Genomic DNA, 19,848 nt, shown 5'->3' with positions numbered 1-19,848 from the left:
AAGGTTTGGATAAATACAGCGGCGGACTAGGACATGGAGATCATGTCCTGGTGCGGCCGCTGTTTTATTTGTCCGGAGACTTGCCAAATCGCATTCGACGGGCAAACTTGAGAAATTTTTAAGAATTACCACCGAAATCGTTTAAGAACTTACGGTATCCTCTGCTTATCGAATCCGCAATTCGAAACCGGTGAAAGCAAAAGGAGATAAGATGAATACACTAGAACGAATTAAAACAATCTTGTTATATGGCGTTTTCATCGGTTACATAATGCTATTGCTTAAAATCTTATTCTTATCGAGAGTTTCGATTTGGGAGCTGTTCGGTGCTCAAAGGACTGCAGTTCGGTCCATCAATCTCATTCCTTTTGATACCATACGCGAATACCTATCGGGCAGCTCTGCTAATTTAAAAAAATTCGCTTCCGCTAATGTGGTTGGCAATATACTTATTTTCATTCCCCTTGGCGTGTACATGACCGTGCTTAAGCACAATAAAAAAGTACTGGTTAATCTATTGGTTATCTTCATAGTGAGCTTATTGGTCGAAATCATTCAGGGGCTATTAGGCATCGGGACAGCAGATATCGATGATGTCATTCTAAATTCTTTAGGCGGATGGATCGGCATCTTAGCGTATAAGACTTTACGATTTATAGTACGGGGCGAGAAGAATGTACATACTGCAATTACAGTACTGTCTGTTATCATTGGAATACCGGTTATCTGCTATTATTTGTTCGTGATAAAAATGAGATTCTGAATTTCTTTCTTGCCCATGCAAGAAGACATTCAACTGCTTGTATGCATGGCTTCGATCGACAGGTATATTCCTGCCGGTCTTTTTTGATTTCCTTCCGCGATTGCAATCAACCACTGCATAATAAAAAAAACCCCTGCGGGGCTTCATTCGCTTTCTTCCAGTTGATTCCACTTGGCGATGATTTCTTTCGTACAGTCCGAGCAGACAAACGTAGAAAAGCTGCCGGGGTCTGGTTCGTCAGATTGGCCGGGAATGCTGGCTATCCATTTATGCTGCCGGCAAACTGTACAAAACACTTGAGATGGTACTCCGTGCAATGAACCACTTCCTTCTGCGAATTTACTTATGACAATAAATAGTATGCAGCCGAGCATGTTAAATTCACTTCCATATTTTATGTTTAATCTAAAGTTTACCTAAAGAGCGATTGGATCGGCAGAGGACGTCCAGGATGTGCTTCTCGCAGCCAAAGTCCGGGGGAAAGGCGTTCCCCCGGAGGAACACGAGCGTAGCTTCGAGCGGTTCCGAATTCTCCTGCCCAGGCCGTGCCAGAAAGAATCGATTTTGCATTAGACGTCTCCATTCGGCGAATCAATCCGCCATGCGTTATCCCCGCTTTTTGTACGCCCGGATCGCAAACGCATAAGCAACGAGCGTAATTCCGACGCACCACGCAAGCGCGATCCAGATGTCGTTGCCCACGGGCTGACCCGACAGCAATGCGCGGATGGACTCCACGATCGCGGTTACCGGCTGGTTCTCGGCAAAGACGCGGACCACGGTCGGCATCGACTCGGTCGGCACGAATGCCGAACTGATGAACGGCAGGAAGATAATCGGGTAGGAGAAGGCGCTCGCGCCATCGACCGTTTTTGCGGACAATCCGGCTATCGCCGCGACCCAGGTTAAGGCCAGCGTGAACAAAACGAGGATTCCGGCTACGGCAAGCCATGGCAGCACGCCCGCGGATGAACGAAAACCCATGACCAACGCGACGAGAATGATGACGACCACCGATAGCGCGTTGGATACCACCGAAGTCAGCACATGCCCCCAAAGCAAGGAGGAACGTGAAATCGGCATCGTGTGAAACCGTTCGAGTATGCCCCGCTGCACGTCGGTAAAGAGGCGATAAGCCGTGTAGGCTACTCCGCTGCCAATCGCCATGAGCAGGATGCCCGGCAGCAGGTAATTCACGTAGTTATCCGTTCCGGCATCGATCGCGCCGCCGAACACGTAGACGAACAGCAGCAGCATCGCGATCGGCGTGATGGTGACCGTGACGATGGTGTCCATGCTGCGGAAAACATGGCGCATGGAACGCCCGAGCATCACGCTGATATCGGTGAAGAAATGATTTTTTGTCGTCTCCATTTACTTGCCCTCCCTTTTGCCGATGATCGCCAGGAAGATCTCTTCCAACGTCGGCTGTTTTTCAATGTACTCCACTTGCGCGGCCGGGAACCTCTTTTTGAGCTCCGCGAGCGTGCCGTTCGCGATAATCCGCCCCTCGTGCAGAATGGCGATCCGATCGGCCAGCTGCTCCGCCTCCTCCAGATACTGCGTGGTGAGGAGTACCGTCGTGCCGCTGCCGGCCAGTTCCTTCACAATCTTCCATACCTCGATGCGTGCCTCGGGGTCAAGCCCGGTCGTCGGTTCGTCGAGGAATATGATCTGCGGATTGCCCACAAGGCTCAGGGCGATGTCGAGCCTGCGCCGCATGCCGCCCGAATACGTCGATACCCTGCGATCGGCTGCGTCCGTCAAGCCTAAGCGCCGAAGCAAGTCGTCCGCAACCTGACGCGGATTGGCGAGGTAGCGCAGCTTGGCGATCAGGATCAGATTTTCCCGTCCGGTCAAAATTTCGTCCACGGCGGCGAATTGCCCGGTCAGGCTGATGGCCTGCCGCACCTTCCCGGGGCTCGACGCCACATCGAAGCCGTTGATCGCGGCGGTTCCGCCGTCCGGTTTGAGCAGCGTGGTGAGAATTTTGACGCATGTCGTCTTGCCTGCCCCGTTGGAGCCGAGGAGGGCGAAGATGCTGCCTTTCTCCACCTCGAAATCAACGCCTTTTAAGACTTGAAGCTGCTTGTAGGATTTTTGCAGTCCTTTTACTTGAATGGATGCGGTTGGCACGTGTTTTCCCTCCCTTAGATAATCGTCACGTTGGACAGATTGGCTCCGATGCCCTTGAGCGCGGCATAGGTCAGCTTATCCATCGAAGCGCCGTCGAAGCTGATCGTTTTGATGGTGCGGTAATACCTATTCGTCAAGGAGAAGAACGGAATGAACGATACGTTTTTGAGCGTTGCGCCCCTGAACGAAGCTTCGTTCAACGCCGACTTGTCAAACTTGACGCCGGTAAAGGTCTGCCCGTCGAAACGCTGCCCGCTCAGATCGCAGCTTTCGAAGTTCACGCCGTTATAGGAGCAGCTTTCGAAGACCGTTTTTCTGAGGTCCATCTTGCTCAGCGTAACGTCGGTCAGTTTGACGCCCTTGAATGTCGCGCCGTCCAGTCCCGTTATGCTGAAGTTCGTGCGGACAAGGAGCGATTGATTGAAGCTCGCATTGGCGAGGTCGACGGCCGACAGGCTGCAGTCGGTCAGATTGGCGCCGTCGAAGTTCGCTTCGCGCATGTCGCTGCTCTTGAACGAGCTGCCGGTCAAGTCCGCCCCCGAGAAATCCGAGCCGTGCAGCGCGCTGGCATTGAACTGTCCTTTATGCGCGGTCACGCCCGCAAAGTCGCTCTGCGCCAGGTTGCTCGCGCTGAAGCTGGTCAGCAGCTGGCGCTCCAGCGAACGGGAAAGATTGGCGACCTCCAGGATCGTTTGTTCGATGTCGCCGATGCTCGCGATGGTCGTCGTAAACGCGGTCTCGTCGTCCTTGCCCTCGGCTTTCAGTTCGCGATACCGCTCCTGCAGATCGGAGAGCAGGTCGGCCTTCAATTCGGTCACGCTTTTCACGCCGTCGTACGGCGTGAAGACACCGTTCAAGTAGTTCGTCAATTTCGCATTCATCGCCACATATCTCCTCATAATAAGTTTTCTAACACGCGCTGTGCATAAGCCCAATTGCTTTTGTTGCGGGCATAAACATCCTTGCCCTTCTCGGTGATCCGGAAATACTTGCGCCGTCCGCCCTGCGATTCGTCGCCCCAGTACCACTCGATATCGCCGTCCGTCTCGAGCCGTCTGACGCTGGAGTACATCGTGGCTTCCTTCAGCTCGTAATCGCCGCCCGATCGATCCGCGATCAGCTTGACGATCTCGTATCCGTAGCGGTCCGCTTCCGACAAGAGCCGTAGAATCATCGTATCCGTATGTCCCCGCAGCAGATCGGATGTGATTTTGTTCTCGTTCATCTCCTCACCTCCACATCAACATCATAAGACATATTACTTTGTCTGTCAAGGTAGTATTTTAATTGTGATACTCTGTCTAGAACAACTCGTGCTTCCATAACAAAAAAACCGCGCAGAGCGCGGTTTCCTGGCGTGAAAGCTTAAGCACCCATACATAGTTGTTAAGGGGAGCCGCATTATCGGACGTTTAAGGAGAAGAACAGCGAAATACCAGTGCTGACCGGTATTTCGTCTTTGCCGATTTCGTCCAAGCGCAGCTGCGGTAGGATTAGTTGCGATCGTGAAGTTTAGCATATTGCCCGCGCCGTCAGCTTTCGAGATGAAGCGGCAGACGGTCCTTCGCATTGCTTTTACCCGGAAACTTTCGCTGCACGGGAAAGCCTTGAAGGAAATTGCCTACTTTTCTAGAAAGAAGAGCGTAATCCTAATGAAGGGAACCCACTCGCATGCACTTTCATTCAGACTTAATCCTCAATGCGTTGATTATTTTCCTGCCCTTGATTTTTTATCGCCCCGTTTCGACATATAAAAATCCTTTCTTTCTTTTCTTGTTATTTCTTGTCCCGTTGATCGTCACGATGACCTTCCCGGTCGAAATGTTCCAATCCGTGTTGGACCTAAGGGGAATTCCGCTTATTCTAGGCTCCTTCTACGGCGGCATCTACATCGCCTTCCTATTGTTTGGAAGCCTCATCGCTTACCGGCAAATTTTGGGCGGCATAGATTTATTGCATTATACGATGGCGCTGCTGCCGACGGTCGTACTCGTTCTCGTATCCTTAAAGGCATTTGCGAGAGCCCATGCAACAAAGCGGATGCTCATGGTCTTCGGCGTCTGTTTATTTTTGCGTACGGCTGTCGTGAATCTTTATTCCCTGCTCGAAGGGCGCGACAATTTCTTTGCCGCTACTTTCTTGCCCAGTCTTCCGATCATCCTCGTGCAATGCATCATGGCGGCTATATCGGTGTTTATGATCGAAACCATTCGCAATCATATGCGCATCCAAGAAGAGATGATCAAATCGGAAAAAATGAAAGTCGTGAGCGAGATCGCCGCGTCCGTCGCGCATGAGGTCCGAAACCCGCTCACTTCGGTCAGAGGCTTTATCCAATTACTGGCCGACCCCAAGCTAAGCGACCGTAAGCGGCAAGAATTCTCCGTCATTACCTTGGAAGAACTCGATCGCGCGGAGTCCATTATTGCCGATTATTTATCGCTGGCCAAACCTCAAAACGAAAAGCTTGAACCTATTTTTTTGGAGGTCGAGTTAGTTAAAGCATGTCAACTGCTAAGTTCATACGCCAACCTGCAAAACGTCGAGATCGAAACCGATTTCCCGACGCCCGCTGCCGTACGCGGCAACAAGTCGAAATTCAAGCAAGCCATGATCAATATCGGCAAGAATGCCATCGAGGCTATGCCAGACGGAGGGAAGCTGGCCCTGAACTACGTGACGGACGAGCATGCCCGGACGGTAACGATCACGATTCGCGATACCGGAGTAGGAATGAATGCGGAGCAGCTTAAGCGGCTCGGCTCACCCTATTATTCAACGAAAGACAAAGGCACCGGTCTGGGGACGATGGTTATTTTCAGCATCATACGCGGCATGAACGGACACATCGAGGTACAAAGCAAGGAGGGCGCGGGAACGACGTACCTCATCCGATTGCCATTGCATGGTCGATGATCATGCATGCTCTGCCCTTAGATGCGCAACCACACGCTCATCTCGCCGGGTTCGCGGTTGCCCCACAGGAAATAGGGAATCGCCGTGAAGCGCACGGGCTTATCCTGCTTCCGGAGCGGCCGATACGGCAACGGCAACCCCTCTGCCCAGGCGGTCTCATCCGCCGCGAATCCTTCCCCTTCCACGACGATGCAGCCGTCCAGCAAGCCAGCGCCGAACCGCTCCGACAGCTTCGGATCCTCGGCCAGCGAAAGCGCGGACAGCGGAGCTGCGTTATCCGCTTCCTCGACGCAATAGACGAGCGGGCCGCGCTGAATCGCGGCCTTGCCGGCATCTGCCCGGATGAGCGGATGGGCGGCGATCAGCTTCGTCTCCAACGGCAGCAGCCACTCCAGCTTATCGCCCTCCGCCCAATTACGCTCCACTTTCGCGTATCCGTTGTCCATGCGGAAGGTTTGCGGTCGTCCGTTAACGTTCATCGCCGGCGCGGCGCTCTGGAACCACCCGGGCACGCGAAGCGCGAGCTCGAACGCGGCGCTCTCTCCCCCCGCCGGCAGCGACACCTCGAACGCGACCCGGCCGTCCCACGGCAGACCGGACCGCTGGCGCAAGGTCACCCGGCGCCCACCGGGCTCGAACGCGACTTCGCTGCCAATGAACAGATGCGCGTAAAGCGTTCTGCCGTCCTCGGACACGTCGTAGATGTAATCGTTTAGCGAGCTGAGCAGCCGGGCTACGTTGGGCGGACAGCAGGAGCAGCCGAACCATTTCTGGCGCACCGGCTTCACGTGGTGCCGGTCCGGATTCTTGGCGCTTGCCTCCGGCCATACCTCGAGCGGGTTCACGTAGAAGAAATGCTTCCCGTCCTTGGACATGCTCCCGAGCACGTTGTTGTACAGCGCGCGCTCCATGACGTCGGCGTAGCCGCTCTTCGCTTCCAGCCGGAGCATCCGGCGCGCCCAGAAGATCAAGCCGATGGAGGCGCAGGTCTCCGCGTACACCGTGTCGTTCGGCAGATCGTAATCGAACGAGAACGCTTCTCCGAGATGCGTCGAACCGATGCCGCCGGTGATGTACATCTGCTTGCCGGTCGCATTCGCCCATAACCGTTCGCACGCTTCGCGCAGCCCGGCGTCCCCCGTCAGACGCGCCAGGTCGGCCATCGCCGCATACATGTAAACGGCCCGCACGGAGTGGCCGACGGCGACGGATTGCTCGCGAACGGGCAGATGGCTTTGGTTGTTTTCCAGATTCGGCACCGACGTGATGCCCTGCACCCAATAGCTCGTCCGTCCGCGGCGTTCCCATTCCGCGACGAAATAGTTCGGCTTGCTGCCCCGTTCGTCGATGAAGTAGCGGCTGAGGTTCAAGTAACGTTCTTCTCCCGTCAGAGCGAACAATTTGACCAGCGCCAGCTCGATCTCCTGATGCCCGCAGTACCCGCGGATCTGGCCCGGTTCCGTCCCGAAGCGGCGATCGATCAGGTCGACGAACCGGCAGACGATATCCAGCAGCTTTCGTTTGCCGGTCGCTTCGACATACGCGACGGCGGCTTCGATGAAATGGCCGGCGCAATAGAGCTCGTGCGCGTCGTGAAGATTCGTCCATTGCTTGCCGGGCTCCTTGATCGTAAAGTACGTATTCAAGTATCCGTCTTCGAATTGCGCTTGACCGATCAAATCGATCGCCTCGTCGGCGATCCGCTCCAATTCGGGATCCGGATGGCGGCGGAGGGAATGCCCGACCGCCTCCAGCCATTTGGCCAGATCGCTGTCCTGGAACACCAGGCCTCCGAATTCCCCCTCCTCCAATCCGGCCGCGATGCGAAAATTCCGGATCGCGAAGCTGGGCGCCGCCCCTTCGATACGGTCGTTCAACGCTTCCCATTGGTACGGAATCACGGTTTGGCGGACGAGCTCCGCGTATTCGTTCCAGAATTCGTCTTGGATATGAACATGCAGCTTCATCAGAGATCCTCCTCGAAACAATAGAAATTGACTCTTGTCAGCTTCAAGTATATGCTTTTCGCAACGGCCGAAATAGAATCGTATTGAACTTTTTTCTATAAATTCCGACACGGAAAGGAGCTGCGGATCCCGTGAACCATGAAGCGATCATCGAGCTGCTCACGCCCCCGCTTCCCTATTATTTGGGCGCGGGCCGATCCGACTTTCAAATCGGCGAGCATCACCCGAATCGAAGAAACCTGGGCATCTACGACCTGCTGATCATAGCGAAGGGGGAGCTGCATATCGGGGAGAACGGGCAGCAATGGTCATTGACCGAGGGCGATACGATGCTGCTGCTTCCGAACGGAGAGCATTATTCGGTCAAGGCTTGCGAGCGGGAAACGTCGTTCTATTGGGTGCATTTCGAGCATGCGCACAGACCGGCAGACGTCTCTTTGGCGCAAGACGCCGGGCTGGACTATGCGTCACGGCCGTTCGGCAATCCCCATACGCTGCGCATCCGCAAGCATGCCCGTCTGTCCAATCCCGAATCCGCATTCGGATTGGCGCGGCAGCTGTCGGCGCTCCCGGTCGGCGATTCGTTCTGGGAAGAACAGCAGCTGTTAGCCGCGCTGTTGGCGATGCTATTGACGGGCGCAGCGGATGCAGCCGATTCTCTTTCGTCCCGGCTTGCGGAACGGGCGGCGGCTTACCTCCAGCAGAACTACCGGTCGGACATCACGAACGAATCGCTGGCGGCGGCGCTTCATTTTCACCCCAATCATATCGTCCGCTGCATGAAATCGAGGTACGGCCGCACGCCGATCCATTATTTGCATGACTTTCGGTTGGAACGGGCAAAGCGGCTGCTCATCTCCACGGATTGGTCGATCGACCGCATCGCCGGGGAAGTCGGTTTCCGTTACGCGCCTTATTTCTCCGCCTGCTTCAAGCGCGGCGTCGGCTTGTCTCCGCTCCGATTTCGCAAGCAGTATTGGCATTGAGGAATGTCCGCGCCAAAGGATGGCTCATCGACCGTGATTGTCGATCCGAGAATGGAACTTATCGCAGAGCCACCTGACCATGATTGAGTGGGGAAAGACTCGCTTGAACATGCTTGAGGAACAAGAACTGAAGCGCGACTGTCGGCAAGCCCCCGACTTATCCTCAAGTTGAACATCGTGCAGAAGCAAAAAGGATCCGCCGCGGCGGATCCTTTTATTAGTCGCGATTATGATTGGGCTATCGTTTCCTGAACGTAATTACGGTACTTACGGGTCAACGCAGCGATGGTAGTGTTCTGCCTGCATGACCTAAGACAAGTCAAAGAAAAGACGGTAGACATCCGTGAATGTCTACCGTCCATATCTTCACGTCAACGTTCTTCGGCAGAACGATTGACTTCCCTATTATCTCCATCTGAATTAGCTAATTATACATGGTTATCGACGGTCTTCTTCTGCTGTTGATTGAATTTCCCATTCCCCGTAATTACTTCAAACTGGCGTTAATATTCGGGGATTCGGCAGTGGAATACGCCGAATAAAAAAGAGCCGGCAACCGTGATTTTCATCACAAGTTATCGGCTCTTTGTCGTAATGCCTGCAAGTATTAAGCGGCTCTCCGCGTATACGCGCGCATCGCAAAGATATAAGCGACGAGCATAATTCCGACGCACCACGCGAGCGCGATCCAAATATCATTGCCCGCAGGCTGACCGGACAGCAGCGCACGGATCGTTTCCACGATTGAAGTCACCGGCTGGTTATCGGCGAAAGCGCGAACGACCTTCGGCATCGAATCGGTCGGCACGAAGGCCGAGCTGATAAAGGGCAGGAAGATAAGCGGATAGGAAAAGGCGCTTGCGCCTTCCACCGTTTTCCCGGACAATCCGGCAATCGCCGCGACCCAAGTCAACGCCAGCGTAAACAGCACGAGTATGCCGGTTACGGCGAGCCATGGCAGCACCCCTGCCGACGAGCGAAAGCCCATCATGAGCGCTACGAGAATAATGACGACGAGCGATATGACGTTGGATACCAGCGAGGTCAGCACATGTCCCCACAGCACGGCGGAACGGGCGATCGGCATGGAGTGGAACCGCTCGATGATGCCCCGTTGCTTATCCATGAAGAGACGGTAAGCCGTATAGGATATCCCGCTTGCAATCGCGATCAAGAGGATGCCGGGCAACAAGTAGTTCACGTAGTTATCCGTACCGGTTTCAATCGCGCCGCCGAACACGTAGACGAACAGCAGCATCATCGCAATCGGAGTGATGCAGACGGTGATGATGGTGTCCATGCTGCGGAAGATATGACGCATGGAACGTCCAAGCATCACGCTCATGTCGCTGAAAAAGGTTTTGTTCATGATTGCTTACGCTCCTTTTTACCGATGATCGCGAGGAAAATCTCTTCCAATGAAGCTTGTTTTTCCACATACTCTACCTTTGCGGGCGGGAACAGCTTCTTCAATTCCTCAAGCGTGCCGTGGGCAATGATCCTGCCCTCGTGCAAAATGGCGATTCGATCGGCAAGCTGCTCGGCCTCATCCAAATACTGCGTGGTCAGAAATATCGTCGTACCGCCGTCGGCAAGTGCCTTGACGATCTTCCAGACCTCGATACGGGCCTCGGGATCAAGCCCGGTAGTCGGCTCGTCGAGGAAAATGATCTGCGTTTGTCCCACAAGGCTCAAGGCGATGTCGAGCCTGCGCCGCATACCGCCCGAATACGTAGCGGCTTTACGGTCCGCGGCATCCGTCAAGCCGAAGCGTATGAGCATATCGTCCGCAACCTGACGCGGATGATCAAGGTGCCGCAGCTTGGCGATCAAGATCAGATTTTCGCGCCCGGTCAAGATCTCGTCAACCGCGGCAAATTGGCCGGTCAGGCTGATCGCATGACGTACATGTTCGGGTTTTGACGCGACGTCGAATCCGTTTACGATGGCGGTGCCGCCGTCTTGACCGAGCAGCGTGGTGAGGATGCGGACAATCGTCGTCTTACCCGCGCCGTTGGAGCCGAGCAGGGCGAAAATCTCGCCTCGCTTCACTTCGAAATCGACGCCTTTCAGGACTTCCGTGTCCTTGAAAGACTTTCGCAGTCCCTTCACTTCAATTGCGTTTTGCACCCCGATCCCCCCTTACTTTGTTTGATCCAGACCCTTTTTCAAGCTCTTGTTGCTTTCTCGGACAACCGATGCTTGGTAGATGTCGGCGTATGTTTTCGAATCTTTGATGAGATCGTCGCAGAACGCCGCCACGTCGCTGCCCGTCACTTCGAGCACGCCTTTCCCCACGGCCGCGCCCTCTTCAAATAGATCGATTATTCCCGAGAGCAAACCCGTCCCGTCGGTTAGCTCGACAGGGCCGACCTTAAAGAGATATTTTTGAAGCTCTTTATACACGATCTGATAATCTTGCGGCAGCGCTTTGACGCGCGCCACGTGCGCCCGCCACTCTTTTTTGCCTTTGATGATATCTTGTATGCTCATGTTATCCTTCCTCCTATTTGCGTAATTTTTTGGCGATCGTCTGGTTGAGCTGCCGGCGCCACTTGTCGCGGTAAGACTTTGCCCCTTCTTCGCCGGCCAGCGCCGAACTGAAGCCTTTGATGTCGTCACCTAAAACCTCTTGCACACGCTGACCGTCCGCCGCCGTTTCTTCGAGCAGGCCAAGCACGCCGTCAAGAATCGGCATGAGGTTGCGACCGCTGAAGTCCGAGTGCGGCCAAAGGTGGGCATTAATTTCTCCCCATGCCGCTTGATAATCGGCCGGCAGTTTTTTGACTCGCGATTCAAAGGCTTTCAAATCTTTCGTCATATCGCTGCCGGTGATTTTTTCCCAAAAGTTCATGATTTGTTCTCCTTTAACTCGTTTATTTTGGATGATACGAATGCCCATTTTTCCCAGAACCTCCGCAGCTCCTCGCGCCCCGCGTCGTTGATCGCGAAAAACTTTCGCGGCGGTCCCATGTCGGAGGGCTTTTTGGAGATCTCCACCAGCTTGTTTTTTTCAAGCCGGATCAGGATGGTGTACACCGTCCCCTCCACGACATCCGTAAAGCCGAGGGCGTTCAGCCGGCGCGTGATTTCGTAGCCGTAGGTTTCGTTGCGGCTTATAATTTCAAGGACGCAGCCCTCAAGCGCCCCTTTGAGCATTTCCGTTAGATTTTCCAGCTTGCTCACTCCTTGCTATTCTGTATCACTGGTATCAAGTGTTACTTACTACTGCTATAAAGTAACACGCAGTAGTCGAGTTGTCAATAGCGAACTCGCGTATATAAAAATTATCGTTGACCTACACTTAGTGGAGCATAGTAAGTTATTAATCAAGCAACGAAAATAGGTAATGAAAGAGGGATTCATTTTGAAAAATATCGCCTTCGTGACAGGAGCCAATAAAGGAATCGGATTCGAGATCGTCAAGCAGCTGGGCGAAACAGGCTGGAAGGTACTCCTTGGCGCCCGCGATCCCGAACGGGGCGAAGCAGCCGTTTCCGAACTGACCGCCCAAGGGTTGGACGTAGCGTTCGTGCAAATCGACATGACCGATTTGGAAAAAATCGAGCAAAGCGCGCACGCGATCAAAACGAAATATCCGGATTTAAAGCTTCTGGTCAATAACGCCGGCATGCCGGGCGCGTTTTCCCGTTCTTTCACGGAAACGAAAGAAGCGGACTTGCGCAACGCGTTCGAAGTGAATTTCTTCGGAACCTACCGCTTGAACCAGCTTTTGTTCCCGTTGATCAAGGAAAACGAAGGTACTGTCGTAAACGTATCGACCGATATGGCCTCCCTTGACCATATGCAAAACGCTGCATTCGCGTTAAATGCTTTCGATTATAATTCGTCTAAAACGGCCAACAACGCCATGACTGTGTCCATGGCCAATGAATTAAGCAACAGCAATGCGCAAGTATTTGCGGTAACGCCGGGTTTCACCACAACCGACCTGAACGGCAATTCGAAAGGCGGCAAATCCAAAGCGGAAGGCGCTGCCATTATCGTAGGTTACGCCACGGACGGCAAACGCCATAACGGCGAATTTCTGAATGAGCAAGGCGTTCTCGCGTGGTAATCCGAATGCGTTAGTGCGAACCCGTGAAAGTCGCTTACAAAAACCGGCAGCCCTTCGGCTGCCGGCTTTTTGCGTTTGGAATCCATTACGATACGATGGTCGATCGACCTTCTGACTCTTCTTGATCCGATTCAGTGAAGAAACCGCGCAGTATCTCCGCCACCATTGCCGGCTTGCCTCCATCATCCGGTCCCGAATGATCCAAGCCGGGAAATTCGACGGCTCGAGCGCGTGGTATGACAGCGGCTAGTTGACTGATAATCGGTTTAAAATATCCCGGACTCTTGCTGCCGCCCATTATCAGCGCATCCGCACGCACATTCGTAAAAACCGCTAACTCGCCTTCTGTTTCCCTTAACAGCAGATTTTCATAATGAAAGGTAGGGACAAGCTCTTTCAAAGGTACATCGGCTTTGTTCTCGCTGCTTTGGCCTCGCATGGCCAACTTAAAAAGCGGCACCAATAGGAACCGCGGCAAAGCGTTCAGGAATGGGGACAGCTGAAGTCCGTTCATAATCGTTAGGAATGCCGAAACGAAATGACCCCCGGCAATCTCCCGCTCGTAGCGAGGCACGAACTTGTTCAGCACCGCAGTTATCGAGAGGGGCGGTTCGTAGAGAGCTACTTTGCGGATGGCCGGGTTATCCAATGTCGAATAGAGCGAGATAATCGCTCCGGCGCTCAGCCCGAACACATAATGAGCGCCGGATTTGGCGATAAGGGCGTCAAGATCTTCGCATTCCTTGCGGAGGCCGGACAGCGCGCCGGCAAGCAGCATAAAGCTTTGCGCGGCTTGCATGCCCCCGTGCACGATAACAAGGGCTGGACCTTGGCCAAGCTGTCGATAGCCAATCGTCGTCCCGTCTTTAGACGCGATATATCCGGTGGCGTATGCTTTTCGCGTGATCATTTCCGCAACACCTCTCTTCTTGGCTTATAGGATTTTCTCATCCCTTCATAGTCTTAAAATAGCAACAAAATATGAATGGAATATGTACGCGGGTATCCGCGATCGTCGTTCCTTAGCTCCATATCATTTCGAAGCATGCTGCCTGTTTCGTGGCCGTTAGCGTAGCGAAGGGCAGCCACGCGGCTGCCCTTCGGGATTGTGCTATCGTTCTCCGTTAGACCTCCATTGTTGTTTCGTCGGTGCAGCCAATCGCCAGCGCGCGCCTTTCTTCAGTTTACATTTACGCAGTTTCTAAATGATTATTAAGCGCTGCATTCACGAAAGAATTTGAGGTTGGATCCTGGGGCCGCTTAGTTTTGGAACTCTTTGTATGCCTCTCCCCATAACATGACGGAGTCCAGGATGGGTTTGAGTTGCATGCCGATATCGCTCAGTGCATATTCAACCTTTGGCGGTATTTGAGAATAGACGGTACGTTCTACAATGCCGTAGTCCTCCAGAATTCGCAGCTGTTTGGTCAAGGTAGCATGTGTAATGTCCGGAAACAAGCGTTGTATTTCATTAAAGCGCATTTTTCTTTCACTCAAAAACAAAATAATCAACATAGACCACTTGCCCGATAAAATCTTTTGGGCACAGGTGAAGCCGCATTCCTCCAGAATTTCGTTTGTATAGGGCATAATCGCCACCTCTTTCGCTCAGTATCCAATGACATACTTACGCTCTAGTTATAGCGTAGAAACGCTGTAACGAAGTTTCTATAATACTATCATACGATAATATTTTATCGTATGTTTTTCAAACAACAATTAAGGGAGAGTGTGGATATGGATGCAATGAGAGAAATCAGCAAAGAACAGGTGCTGGCGGCCTTGCAGAACCGACATGCAACAAAAGTGTTTGACTCGACTCGGTCAATAAGCGACTTGGATGTTCGTTATATTTTGGAAGCAGGCAGATTGTCGCCAAGTTCCATCGGTCTTGAGCCGTGGAAATTTGTCGTCGTACAAAATCACGATCTTAGGAACAAGCTCAAGAAGGTAGCGCTTGGAGCACAGGGACAACTGGACACTGCCAGCCATTTTGTTATTATTTTGGCCAGAACGAACGTTCAGTATAATTCCTCTTATGTGCTGGATCATATGAGGCAAGTTCAGCAAATGCCGGAGGAGGTTGTACAATATATATCCGGTGCTTTAAAGGAAGTTCAGCAAGTACGCGGCTTGCTGGACGATGAGCGGCTGCTGTATGAGTGGTCTGCAAAGCAATCCTATATTGCATTAGGCAACATGATGACCGCTGCAGCGTTAATCGGCATTGATTCATGCCCGATTGAGGGATTTGATTATGCGGAAGTCGACCACATACTTGCAGATAAAGACGTACTGGAGAACGGAAACTTTCAAAGTGCCGTTATGATGGCATTAGGCTACCGGCAAGAAGAACCGAAGCGTGCCAAAACGAGAAGCGATATGGAAAAGCTTGTGGCATGGCGCTGACAGGAGTACTCTGCAAAAGCCGTGCATTGGTATAAAATCAAACTGAAAAGCCAGTCGAGAATTGACTGGCTTTTTGGCCATCTCGCAATGCGCGGAAATCATGTGTGCCCTTTAGTTGAATCAAAATCGGTTATATGTTATCCCAACCGATGGCCATTTCAACTAAACTATCGGTCCCAATCGTAATATCCTTCTGTCCTAGAGGTTGACCACCTTGAGATTTGTAAAACCCTAGAGATGGATTATCCTTTAGTACCCAAAGCATCATCGACGAACAACCATTATTTTTCAATGATTCAACAATCGCTTTGAAGAGTATTTTTCCTATTCCTAAACCTTGATATTCTTTTAACAGGTAAATGGCATATAGCTCTCCGTCATGCAAGAATTCCTGGTTTCGATTTCGGCCACCGCTTGAAAACCCAATAATCTTGCCATCACTGTCTTCAGCGATAAATACTTTTTCGTGATCCGCACGATTTCCAAATGTCCAGACCCAGTTCTTTGTCCTGCTCTCGACGGATAGACCTGATAAATAGGATTCAGATAGGATGCCTGCATATGTTGTTCTCCAACTACTAACATGTACGAATGCAATTCTCTCTGCGTCTTCAATGGAGGCTTCTTTTACATTCATTAGATCTGCCCCCATCCATAAGACTAACTTCCAACCCAATCCGGTGCTCCAGCTGACCATGATACAGATCACTATACAGCCCCTGCTTCCCCAACAGCTCTTCATGAGGTCCCTGTTCCACCAGACATCCTTCCTTAAGCACCAGAATGCGGTCGGCCTCGCGGATCGTGTTCAGCCTGTGGGCAATGACGAAGCTCGTTCGCCCCTCCATCAACCGCTTCAAGCCCTCCTGGATTTTGATCTCGGAAACGGTGTCGATGCTGCTCGTCGCCTCGTCCAGCACGAGAATGGCCGGATCCGCCAGAATGGCGCGCGCGATGGCAAGCAGCTGCCGCTGCCCCTGACTGATGCCGCTGCCATCGGCAATCAGCACCCGGTCATATCCGCCGGACAGCCGCATAATGAATGAATGGGCATTGGCGAGCCTGGCGGCTTCTTCTACCTGGCTGTCGGTGGCATCAAGCTTGCCATACCGTATATTGTCGCGGATGGTGCCTTCGAACAGAAAGGAATCCTGCAGCACGAATGCCATATGGGAGCGGAGGCTTTCCCGCCGGATCGTCCGGATATCCCGGCCGTCTAGCGTGATCGTCCCCGCATTCGTATCATAGAAACGGGAGAGCAGCTGAATAAGCGATGTCTTGCCGGCTCCGGTAGGACCGATGATCGCTATCGTTTCGCCAGGCTTCGCCTCGAAGCTGATCCCATTAAGCGTATTCCTTCCCTCCTCGTAAGCGAAGGACACCTTATGAAAGACGATCGCACCTGCCACGGCATCAAGCGCAACGGCCGTACTCTCGTCCACATCTTCTTCCTGTTCATCCACGATTTCGAATACCCGTTCTGCTCCTGCAATGGCGGACAAGAGGGTATTCCACTGGTTTGCCAGATCGTTAAGGGGCCTTGTAAACTGCCGGGCATATTCGACAAAAACGATAATAACCCCAACGGTTATCGCCCCCCGGATAGCCAATATTCCGCCAACACAGGCAATAATCGCAAAGCTCAGATTGTTGAGACCGTTCATCAGCTTGGGAATGAAGCCCGATATGGTCTGCGCCCAGAATCCGGAATGCTTGATGCGCACATTCCGTTCATGGAACTCTTGGATAACCCGCTCTTCCTGGGAGAACGCTTTGATAATCCGCTGACCGGACAGCGTTTCTTCCACAAATCCGTTCAATTCTCCCAAATTCCGCTGCCGCTCCCTGAAAAGCGTGCCTGTCCGCCGCGTAATCCAACGCATGCCGAGCGCCATCAGCGGGACCACCAAAAAGGTAAGCAGCGTAAGCAGCGGACTGAGCAGCAGCATGACAACGACCGTGCCCGCCAGCATCAGCACGCTGGATAACAGCTGGATCGCCGAGCTGTTGAGCGTAGAGCTCACGCTGTCGATATCGTTGGTCATGCGGCTCATGAGATCGCCCTGCCGGTTTCTCCCGAAGAACGGGATCGGCAGGCGGTGCAGCTGCGCGAAGAGATCGGTGCGCATCCGCAGCACGGTTTCCTGGGCGATCTGGATCATCCAAATATTTTGCAGCCAGCCCACAATGGACTGAAGCACATAGACAGAGGTCAATCCGAGCAGAAACAGCAGCCATGGCCTGCCGCCCGGTCCCTCCAGATAATCGTCAATTGCCATTCCGATCAGATACGGACCGAGCAGCGTGAGCCCGCAGCTTCCAATAACCAGCAGCATGACCAGTGACAGCCTGCCTCTCCGGCGGGACAGATATTGCCATATCCGTCCGAGCGTTCCCTTCCAGTCCTTAGCCTGGGCTTTGGCCCGCTTGTCCGCCGCAGAAGCGCCTTGAACGGCATCCTTCACGCGCGGCCCGGGATACCGGAAGGGCTCACTTAAAGCTTCCCACATGCGCTACGCCCTCCTTCCCGAATTGGGATTCATAAATAAGCCGGTACAAGTAGTCGCTGGCCATCAGCTGCCCGTGGGTTCCCTGTGCAATGAGACTGCCCTCGTCCAGCAGCAGAATCAAATCCGCTCCGATCGTGGAGCTGATCTTCTGCGTAATCAGAAGCGTCGTGCAGGACATGCCTTTGAGCGCCTGCAGCAAGGCCGCTTCCGTTCGCACATCAAGAGCGCTGGTGCTGTCATCCAGCAGCAGAATAGCCGGCTTGCGGATCAGTGCGCGGGCGATGGACAGCCTTTGCTTTTGCCCTCCGGAGAGATTGATGCCCCTCTGTCCAAGAAGGGTATCGTACTGATCCGGCAGCTTCTCGATCGTCTCGTGAATTTGCGCCAGCCTGGCCGCTTCCATCACCTGCTCCATACTGGCATCTTCCAGGCCCCAAGCGATATTATCGCGTATCGTGCCCGAGAACAGCAGCACCTCCTGGGACACATAGCCGATGGAGCGGTGCAAATATTCCATATCCAGCTCGCGGGCATTCCGTCCGTCGATGCGGACGATCCCGGAGGTTTCCTCATAAAGGCGCAGAACAAGCTGCATCAGCGAGGATTTGCCCGAGCCTGTAGCCCCCAGAATCGCTACGGTGTCGCCCGGACGGACTTTGAAGGAAATGTCCACGAGCACGCGAGCCTCCGAGTGCGGGTATTGGAAGGAGACATTCTCGAACTCCACGCCCCCTTTACACAGCCCTTCGGGATTCCAGCCCGACCTGACCGGCGCTTCGCTGTCCGTGTTGAGCGCTTCATCAACCCGCTGGGCAGACGCACGGGCTCTGGAGAAGGCCGCCACGATCATGGAGAAGGCCGACAGGGCACCCGCCGTTCGGAGCGAATAATTCACGACCGCCACCACCTCGCCCGCAGTCGCGGTCCCCATGCTTATTTGCTTATGCCCGAACCACAGCACGGCAATAATTCCTGCGTTCATGATCAGCAGAATAAAAGGCATCGTAATCTCCGTCAGACGCAGAGCGGAAACCGTGCTCCCCATTAATTCCTGGCTCAGCCGCGCAAAACGGCCCGCTTCTTCCTTACGCCGGACAAACACGCGGATCAGCCGCATGCCGGTCAGATTCTCCTGCATCACGCGGTTCAGCGTATCCAGTCTCATTTGAACCCTTTTGAATAAAACGGAAGCTCTCTTCATGATCCAAATGACGAATACGAGCAGTGCGGGAACGGTCAGGGTAAGCAGGAATCCCAGCTGCACATGCACGACAAGCGCCATTATGATGCTCCCGATGACAACGAGCGGCATGCGCAGCATAAACCGCAGTCCCATGAATACCGTATCCTGAAGCTGCGTAACGTCATTCGTTAACCGGGTGATGAGGGATGAGGTGGCAAAGCGGTTAAAAACCGGATAAGCGAATCCCTGCACCTTGGCGTAAAGGACCTCCCGGACATCGAACGCAAACCCCTGACTGGCATGCGAGGCAAAAAAAGAGCTCAGAATACCAGCGATGAATGCGGCAACCGAGCCCCCTATCAATATTCCGCCCCACAGCAGCACCACCGACGTATCCTTTTGCGAGATACCTTCATCAATAATGACCGAAATCAGATAAGGCTGAATCAGCTCCACCGCCAGCTCAACCAGCACCATAACGACAGCCATGCCGGCTGCAACCCTGTATTTCCCCAAAAAACGCAAAATGTTGGTCATGCCGTTTTCCTCCGCCAAATTATGAACTCTTCACTTGTCCAGTCGTTTTTCCAGCGTCATTCCACCATTGCCTCGTTGTCAGCTTCCTCTGAGCGGCCAGTCCCTGCATTCGTTTCTTTAGTTCATTATATACAAGTTATATGCCTGAAGGCGATTGGCAAATCGTTAAACTTGCCGTCGGCAGACTGATCCCTCTTCCTCCTATCGTGGGGATTGACTTCGCTTTGAATAGGCGCCTAACATTTCTCTCCTCAATCTTCGGAAAATCGCAGCTGCATTAAAAACATGGTTTCTTGCACAAAATACCTACTTAGAGAATCATTGAGAAAACTAATTTGTCTATGCTATGGACAATGATCGGAT

20 protein-coding genes are annotated in these 19,848 nt (G+C 53.2%); 5 read left to right on the top strand and 15 right to left on the bottom strand.

The window, feature by feature from the left end; all coding sequences use genetic code 11:
• The first annotated feature begins 211 nt into the window (after nucleotides 1-211).
• The gene (locus AC50YL_RS29045; RefSeq protein WP_494836579.1) at nucleotides 212-763 is read left to right on the top strand and encodes a VanZ family protein; all 552 of its coding nucleotides are present in this window, start codon (nucleotides 212-214) and stop codon (nucleotides 761-763) included.
• A gap of 606 nt (nucleotides 764-1,369) precedes the next feature.
• Here the strand turns inward: AC50YL_RS29045 and AC50YL_RS29040 are convergent.
• The 4 genes from AC50YL_RS29040 to AC50YL_RS29025 are packed head-to-tail and all read right to left on the bottom strand — an operon-like array spanning nucleotide 1,370 to nucleotide 4,124.
• Nucleotides 1,370-2,137 (bottom strand): ABC transporter permease, encoded by a 768-nt coding sequence (locus tag AC50YL_RS29040; protein ID WP_494836578.1) that lies wholly within the window; start codon nucleotides 2,135-2,137, stop codon nucleotides 1,370-1,372.
• Nucleotides 2,138-2,899: an ABC transporter ATP-binding protein gene (locus tag AC50YL_RS29035; RefSeq protein ID WP_494836577.1), complete on the bottom strand. Its 762-nt coding sequence runs from the start codon at nucleotides 2,897-2,899 to the stop codon at nucleotides 2,138-2,140.
• Nucleotides 2,900-2,913: 14 nt separating this feature from the next.
• Nucleotides 2,914-3,780 carry a pentapeptide repeat-containing protein gene (locus AC50YL_RS29030; RefSeq protein WP_494836576.1) on the bottom strand — a complete coding sequence of 289 codons (867 nt, stop codon included), beginning with the start codon at nucleotides 3,778-3,780 and terminating at the stop codon, nucleotides 2,914-2,916.
• Nucleotides 3,781-3,794: 14 nt separating this feature from the next.
• Complete coding sequence (locus tag AC50YL_RS29025) at nucleotides 3,795-4,124, bottom strand: PadR family transcriptional regulator (protein ID WP_494836575.1); 330 nt, start codon at nucleotides 4,122-4,124, stop codon at nucleotides 3,795-3,797.
• 446 nt (nucleotides 4,125-4,570) lie between these two features.
• Here AC50YL_RS29025 and AC50YL_RS29020 point away from each other — a divergent pair, with 446 nt between their 5' ends.
• Nucleotides 4,571-5,815: an ATP-binding protein gene (locus AC50YL_RS29020; protein ID WP_494836573.1), complete on the top strand. Its 1,245-nt coding sequence runs from the start codon at nucleotides 4,571-4,573 to the stop codon at nucleotides 5,813-5,815.
• Nucleotides 5,816-5,832: 17 nt separating this feature from the next.
• On the opposite strand, the gene AC50YL_RS29015 is transcribed toward AC50YL_RS29020, so the two are convergent.
• The gene (locus AC50YL_RS29015) at nucleotides 5,833-7,782 is read right to left on the bottom strand and encodes a glycoside hydrolase family 127 protein (RefSeq protein ID WP_494836571.1); all 1,950 of its coding nucleotides are present in this window, start codon (nucleotides 7,780-7,782) and stop codon (nucleotides 5,833-5,835) included.
• A 131-nt stretch (nucleotides 7,783-7,913) separates the two neighbouring features.
• On the opposite strand from AC50YL_RS29015, the gene AC50YL_RS29010 reads away from it, so the two are divergent.
• Nucleotides 7,914-8,768 (top strand): helix-turn-helix transcriptional regulator, encoded by an 855-nt coding sequence (locus tag AC50YL_RS29010; protein ID WP_494836570.1) that lies wholly within the window; start codon nucleotides 7,914-7,916, stop codon nucleotides 8,766-8,768.
• A gap of 607 nt (nucleotides 8,769-9,375) precedes the next feature.
• Here AC50YL_RS29010 and AC50YL_RS29005 read toward each other — a convergent pair.
• Genes AC50YL_RS29005 through AC50YL_RS28985 form a run of 5 tightly spaced genes read right to left on the bottom strand, consistent with a single transcriptional unit; the run spans nucleotide 9,376 to nucleotide 11,927 of the window.
• A complete protein-coding gene (locus AC50YL_RS29005) occupies nucleotides 9,376-10,137 on the bottom strand; it encodes an ABC transporter permease (protein ID WP_494836569.1) in 762 nt (253 codons plus the stop codon).
• Complete coding sequence (locus AC50YL_RS29000) at nucleotides 10,134-10,898, bottom strand: ABC transporter ATP-binding protein (protein WP_494836567.1); 765 nt, start codon at nucleotides 10,896-10,898, stop codon at nucleotides 10,134-10,136. Before AC50YL_RS29000 ends, AC50YL_RS29005 begins: the two co-directional genes overlap by 4 nt.
• Nucleotides 10,899-10,910: 12 nt before the next feature.
• Nucleotides 10,911-11,261: a DUF1048 domain-containing protein gene (locus tag AC50YL_RS28995; RefSeq protein ID WP_494836566.1), complete on the bottom strand. Its 351-nt coding sequence runs from the start codon at nucleotides 11,259-11,261 to the stop codon at nucleotides 10,911-10,913.
• A 13-nt stretch (nucleotides 11,262-11,274) separates the two neighbouring features.
• Nucleotides 11,275-11,622: a DUF1048 domain-containing protein gene (locus AC50YL_RS28990; protein ID WP_494836564.1), complete on the bottom strand. Its 348-nt coding sequence runs from the start codon at nucleotides 11,620-11,622 to the stop codon at nucleotides 11,275-11,277.
• Nucleotides 11,619-11,927, bottom strand: a complete 309-nt coding sequence (locus AC50YL_RS28985; RefSeq protein ID WP_494836739.1) for a PadR family transcriptional regulator — start codon at nucleotides 11,925-11,927, stop codon at nucleotides 11,619-11,621. Before AC50YL_RS28985 ends, AC50YL_RS28990 begins: the two co-directional genes overlap by 4 nt.
• Nucleotides 11,928-12,135: 208 nt before the next feature.
• Between AC50YL_RS28985 and AC50YL_RS28980 the strand changes: the two genes are divergently transcribed.
• Entirely contained in the window at nucleotides 12,136-12,846 is a 711-nt protein-coding gene (locus tag AC50YL_RS28980; RefSeq protein WP_494836562.1) for an SDR family NAD(P)-dependent oxidoreductase, read from the top strand.
• Nucleotides 12,847-12,931: 85 nt separating this feature from the next.
• Here the strand turns inward: AC50YL_RS28980 and AC50YL_RS28975 are convergent, their stop codons facing one another.
• Together AC50YL_RS28975 and AC50YL_RS28970 are read right to left on the bottom strand one after the other, a co-directional pair.
• Nucleotides 12,932-13,756: an alpha/beta fold hydrolase gene (locus AC50YL_RS28975; protein ID WP_494836560.1), complete on the bottom strand. Its 825-nt coding sequence runs from the start codon at nucleotides 13,754-13,756 to the stop codon at nucleotides 12,932-12,934.
• A gap of 350 nt (nucleotides 13,757-14,106) precedes the next feature.
• On the bottom strand, nucleotides 14,107-14,436 hold the full coding sequence (locus AC50YL_RS28970) for a winged helix-turn-helix transcriptional regulator (RefSeq protein WP_494836558.1): 330 nt from the start codon (nucleotides 14,434-14,436) through the stop codon (nucleotides 14,107-14,109).
• A gap of 147 nt (nucleotides 14,437-14,583) precedes the next feature.
• Between AC50YL_RS28970 and AC50YL_RS28965 the strand changes: the two genes are divergently transcribed.
• Nucleotides 14,584-15,255: an NAD(P)H-dependent oxidoreductase gene (locus AC50YL_RS28965; protein ID WP_494836557.1), complete on the top strand. Its 672-nt coding sequence runs from the start codon at nucleotides 14,584-14,586 to the stop codon at nucleotides 15,253-15,255.
• A 130-nt stretch (nucleotides 15,256-15,385) separates the two neighbouring features.
• Here the strand turns inward: AC50YL_RS28965 and AC50YL_RS28960 are convergent, their stop codons facing one another.
• Genes AC50YL_RS28960 through AC50YL_RS28950 form a run of 3 tightly spaced genes read right to left on the bottom strand, consistent with a single transcriptional unit; the run spans nucleotide 15,386 to nucleotide 19,485 of the window.
• Complete coding sequence (locus tag AC50YL_RS28960; protein WP_494836556.1) at nucleotides 15,386-15,892, bottom strand: GNAT family N-acetyltransferase; 507 nt, start codon at nucleotides 15,890-15,892, stop codon at nucleotides 15,386-15,388.
• Nucleotides 15,867-17,765, bottom strand: coding sequence for an ABC transporter ATP-binding protein (locus AC50YL_RS28955; protein WP_494836554.1), 1,899 nt, complete (start codon nucleotides 17,763-17,765; stop codon nucleotides 15,867-15,869). Before AC50YL_RS28955 ends, AC50YL_RS28960 begins: the two co-directional genes overlap by 26 nt.
• The gene (locus AC50YL_RS28950) at nucleotides 17,746-19,485 is read right to left on the bottom strand and encodes an ABC transporter ATP-binding protein (protein ID WP_494836553.1); all 1,740 of its coding nucleotides are present in this window, start codon (nucleotides 19,483-19,485) and stop codon (nucleotides 17,746-17,748) included. Before AC50YL_RS28950 ends, AC50YL_RS28955 begins: the two co-directional genes overlap by 20 nt.
• Nucleotides 19,486-19,848: the final 363 nt, after the last annotated feature.

It is taken from the genome of Paenibacillus sp. J22P277, assembly GCF_059383675.1.
Note: the sequence above shows the minus strand (reverse complement) of the source record. Positions and strands in the feature narration are given on the sequence as shown.

Coding starts and splice junctions, on each gene's coding strand:
- AC50YL_RS29045 (WP_494836579.1), top strand. CDS start 212: ATGAATACACTAGAACGAATTAAAACAATCTTGTTATATGGCGTTTTC.
- AC50YL_RS29040 (WP_494836578.1), bottom strand. CDS start 2,137: ATGGAGACGACAAAAAATCATTTCTTCACCGATATCAGCGTGATGCTC.
- AC50YL_RS29030 (WP_494836576.1), bottom strand. CDS start 3,780: ATGAATGCGAAATTGACGAACTACTTGAACGGTGTCTTCACGCCGTAC.
- AC50YL_RS29025 (WP_494836575.1), bottom strand. CDS start 4,124: ATGAACGAGAACAAAATCACATCCGATCTGCTGCGGGGACATACGGAT.
- AC50YL_RS29020 (WP_494836573.1), top strand. CDS start 4,571: ATGCACTTTCATTCAGACTTAATCCTCAATGCGTTGATTATTTTCCTG.
- AC50YL_RS29015 (WP_494836571.1), bottom strand. CDS start 7,782: ATGAAGCTGCATGTTCATATCCAAGACGAATTCTGGAACGAATACGCG.
- AC50YL_RS29005 (WP_494836569.1), bottom strand. CDS start 10,137: ATGAACAAAACCTTTTTCAGCGACATGAGCGTGATGCTTGGACGTTCC.
- AC50YL_RS28995 (WP_494836566.1), bottom strand. CDS start 11,261: ATGAGCATACAAGATATCATCAAAGGCAAAAAAGAGTGGCGGGCGCAC.
- AC50YL_RS28990 (WP_494836564.1), bottom strand. CDS start 11,622: ATGAACTTTTGGGAAAAAATCACCGGCAGCGATATGACGAAAGATTTG.
- AC50YL_RS28985 (WP_494836739.1), bottom strand. CDS start 11,927: ATGCTCAAAGGGGCGCTTGAGGGCTGCGTCCTTGAAATTATAAGCCGC.
- AC50YL_RS28975 (WP_494836560.1), bottom strand. CDS start 13,756: ATGATCACGCGAAAAGCATACGCCACCGGATATATCGCGTCTAAAGAC.
- AC50YL_RS28970 (WP_494836558.1), bottom strand. CDS start 14,436: ATGCCCTATACAAACGAAATTCTGGAGGAATGCGGCTTCACCTGTGCC.
- AC50YL_RS28965 (WP_494836557.1), top strand. CDS start 14,584: ATGGATGCAATGAGAGAAATCAGCAAAGAACAGGTGCTGGCGGCCTTG.
- AC50YL_RS28960 (WP_494836556.1), bottom strand. CDS start 15,892: ATGAATGTAAAAGAAGCCTCCATTGAAGACGCAGAGAGAATTGCATTC.
- AC50YL_RS28955 (WP_494836554.1), bottom strand. CDS start 17,765: ATGTGGGAAGCTTTAAGTGAGCCCTTCCGGTATCCCGGGCCGCGCGTG.
- AC50YL_RS28950 (WP_494836553.1), bottom strand. CDS start 19,485: ATGACCAACATTTTGCGTTTTTTGGGGAAATACAGGGTTGCAGCCGGC.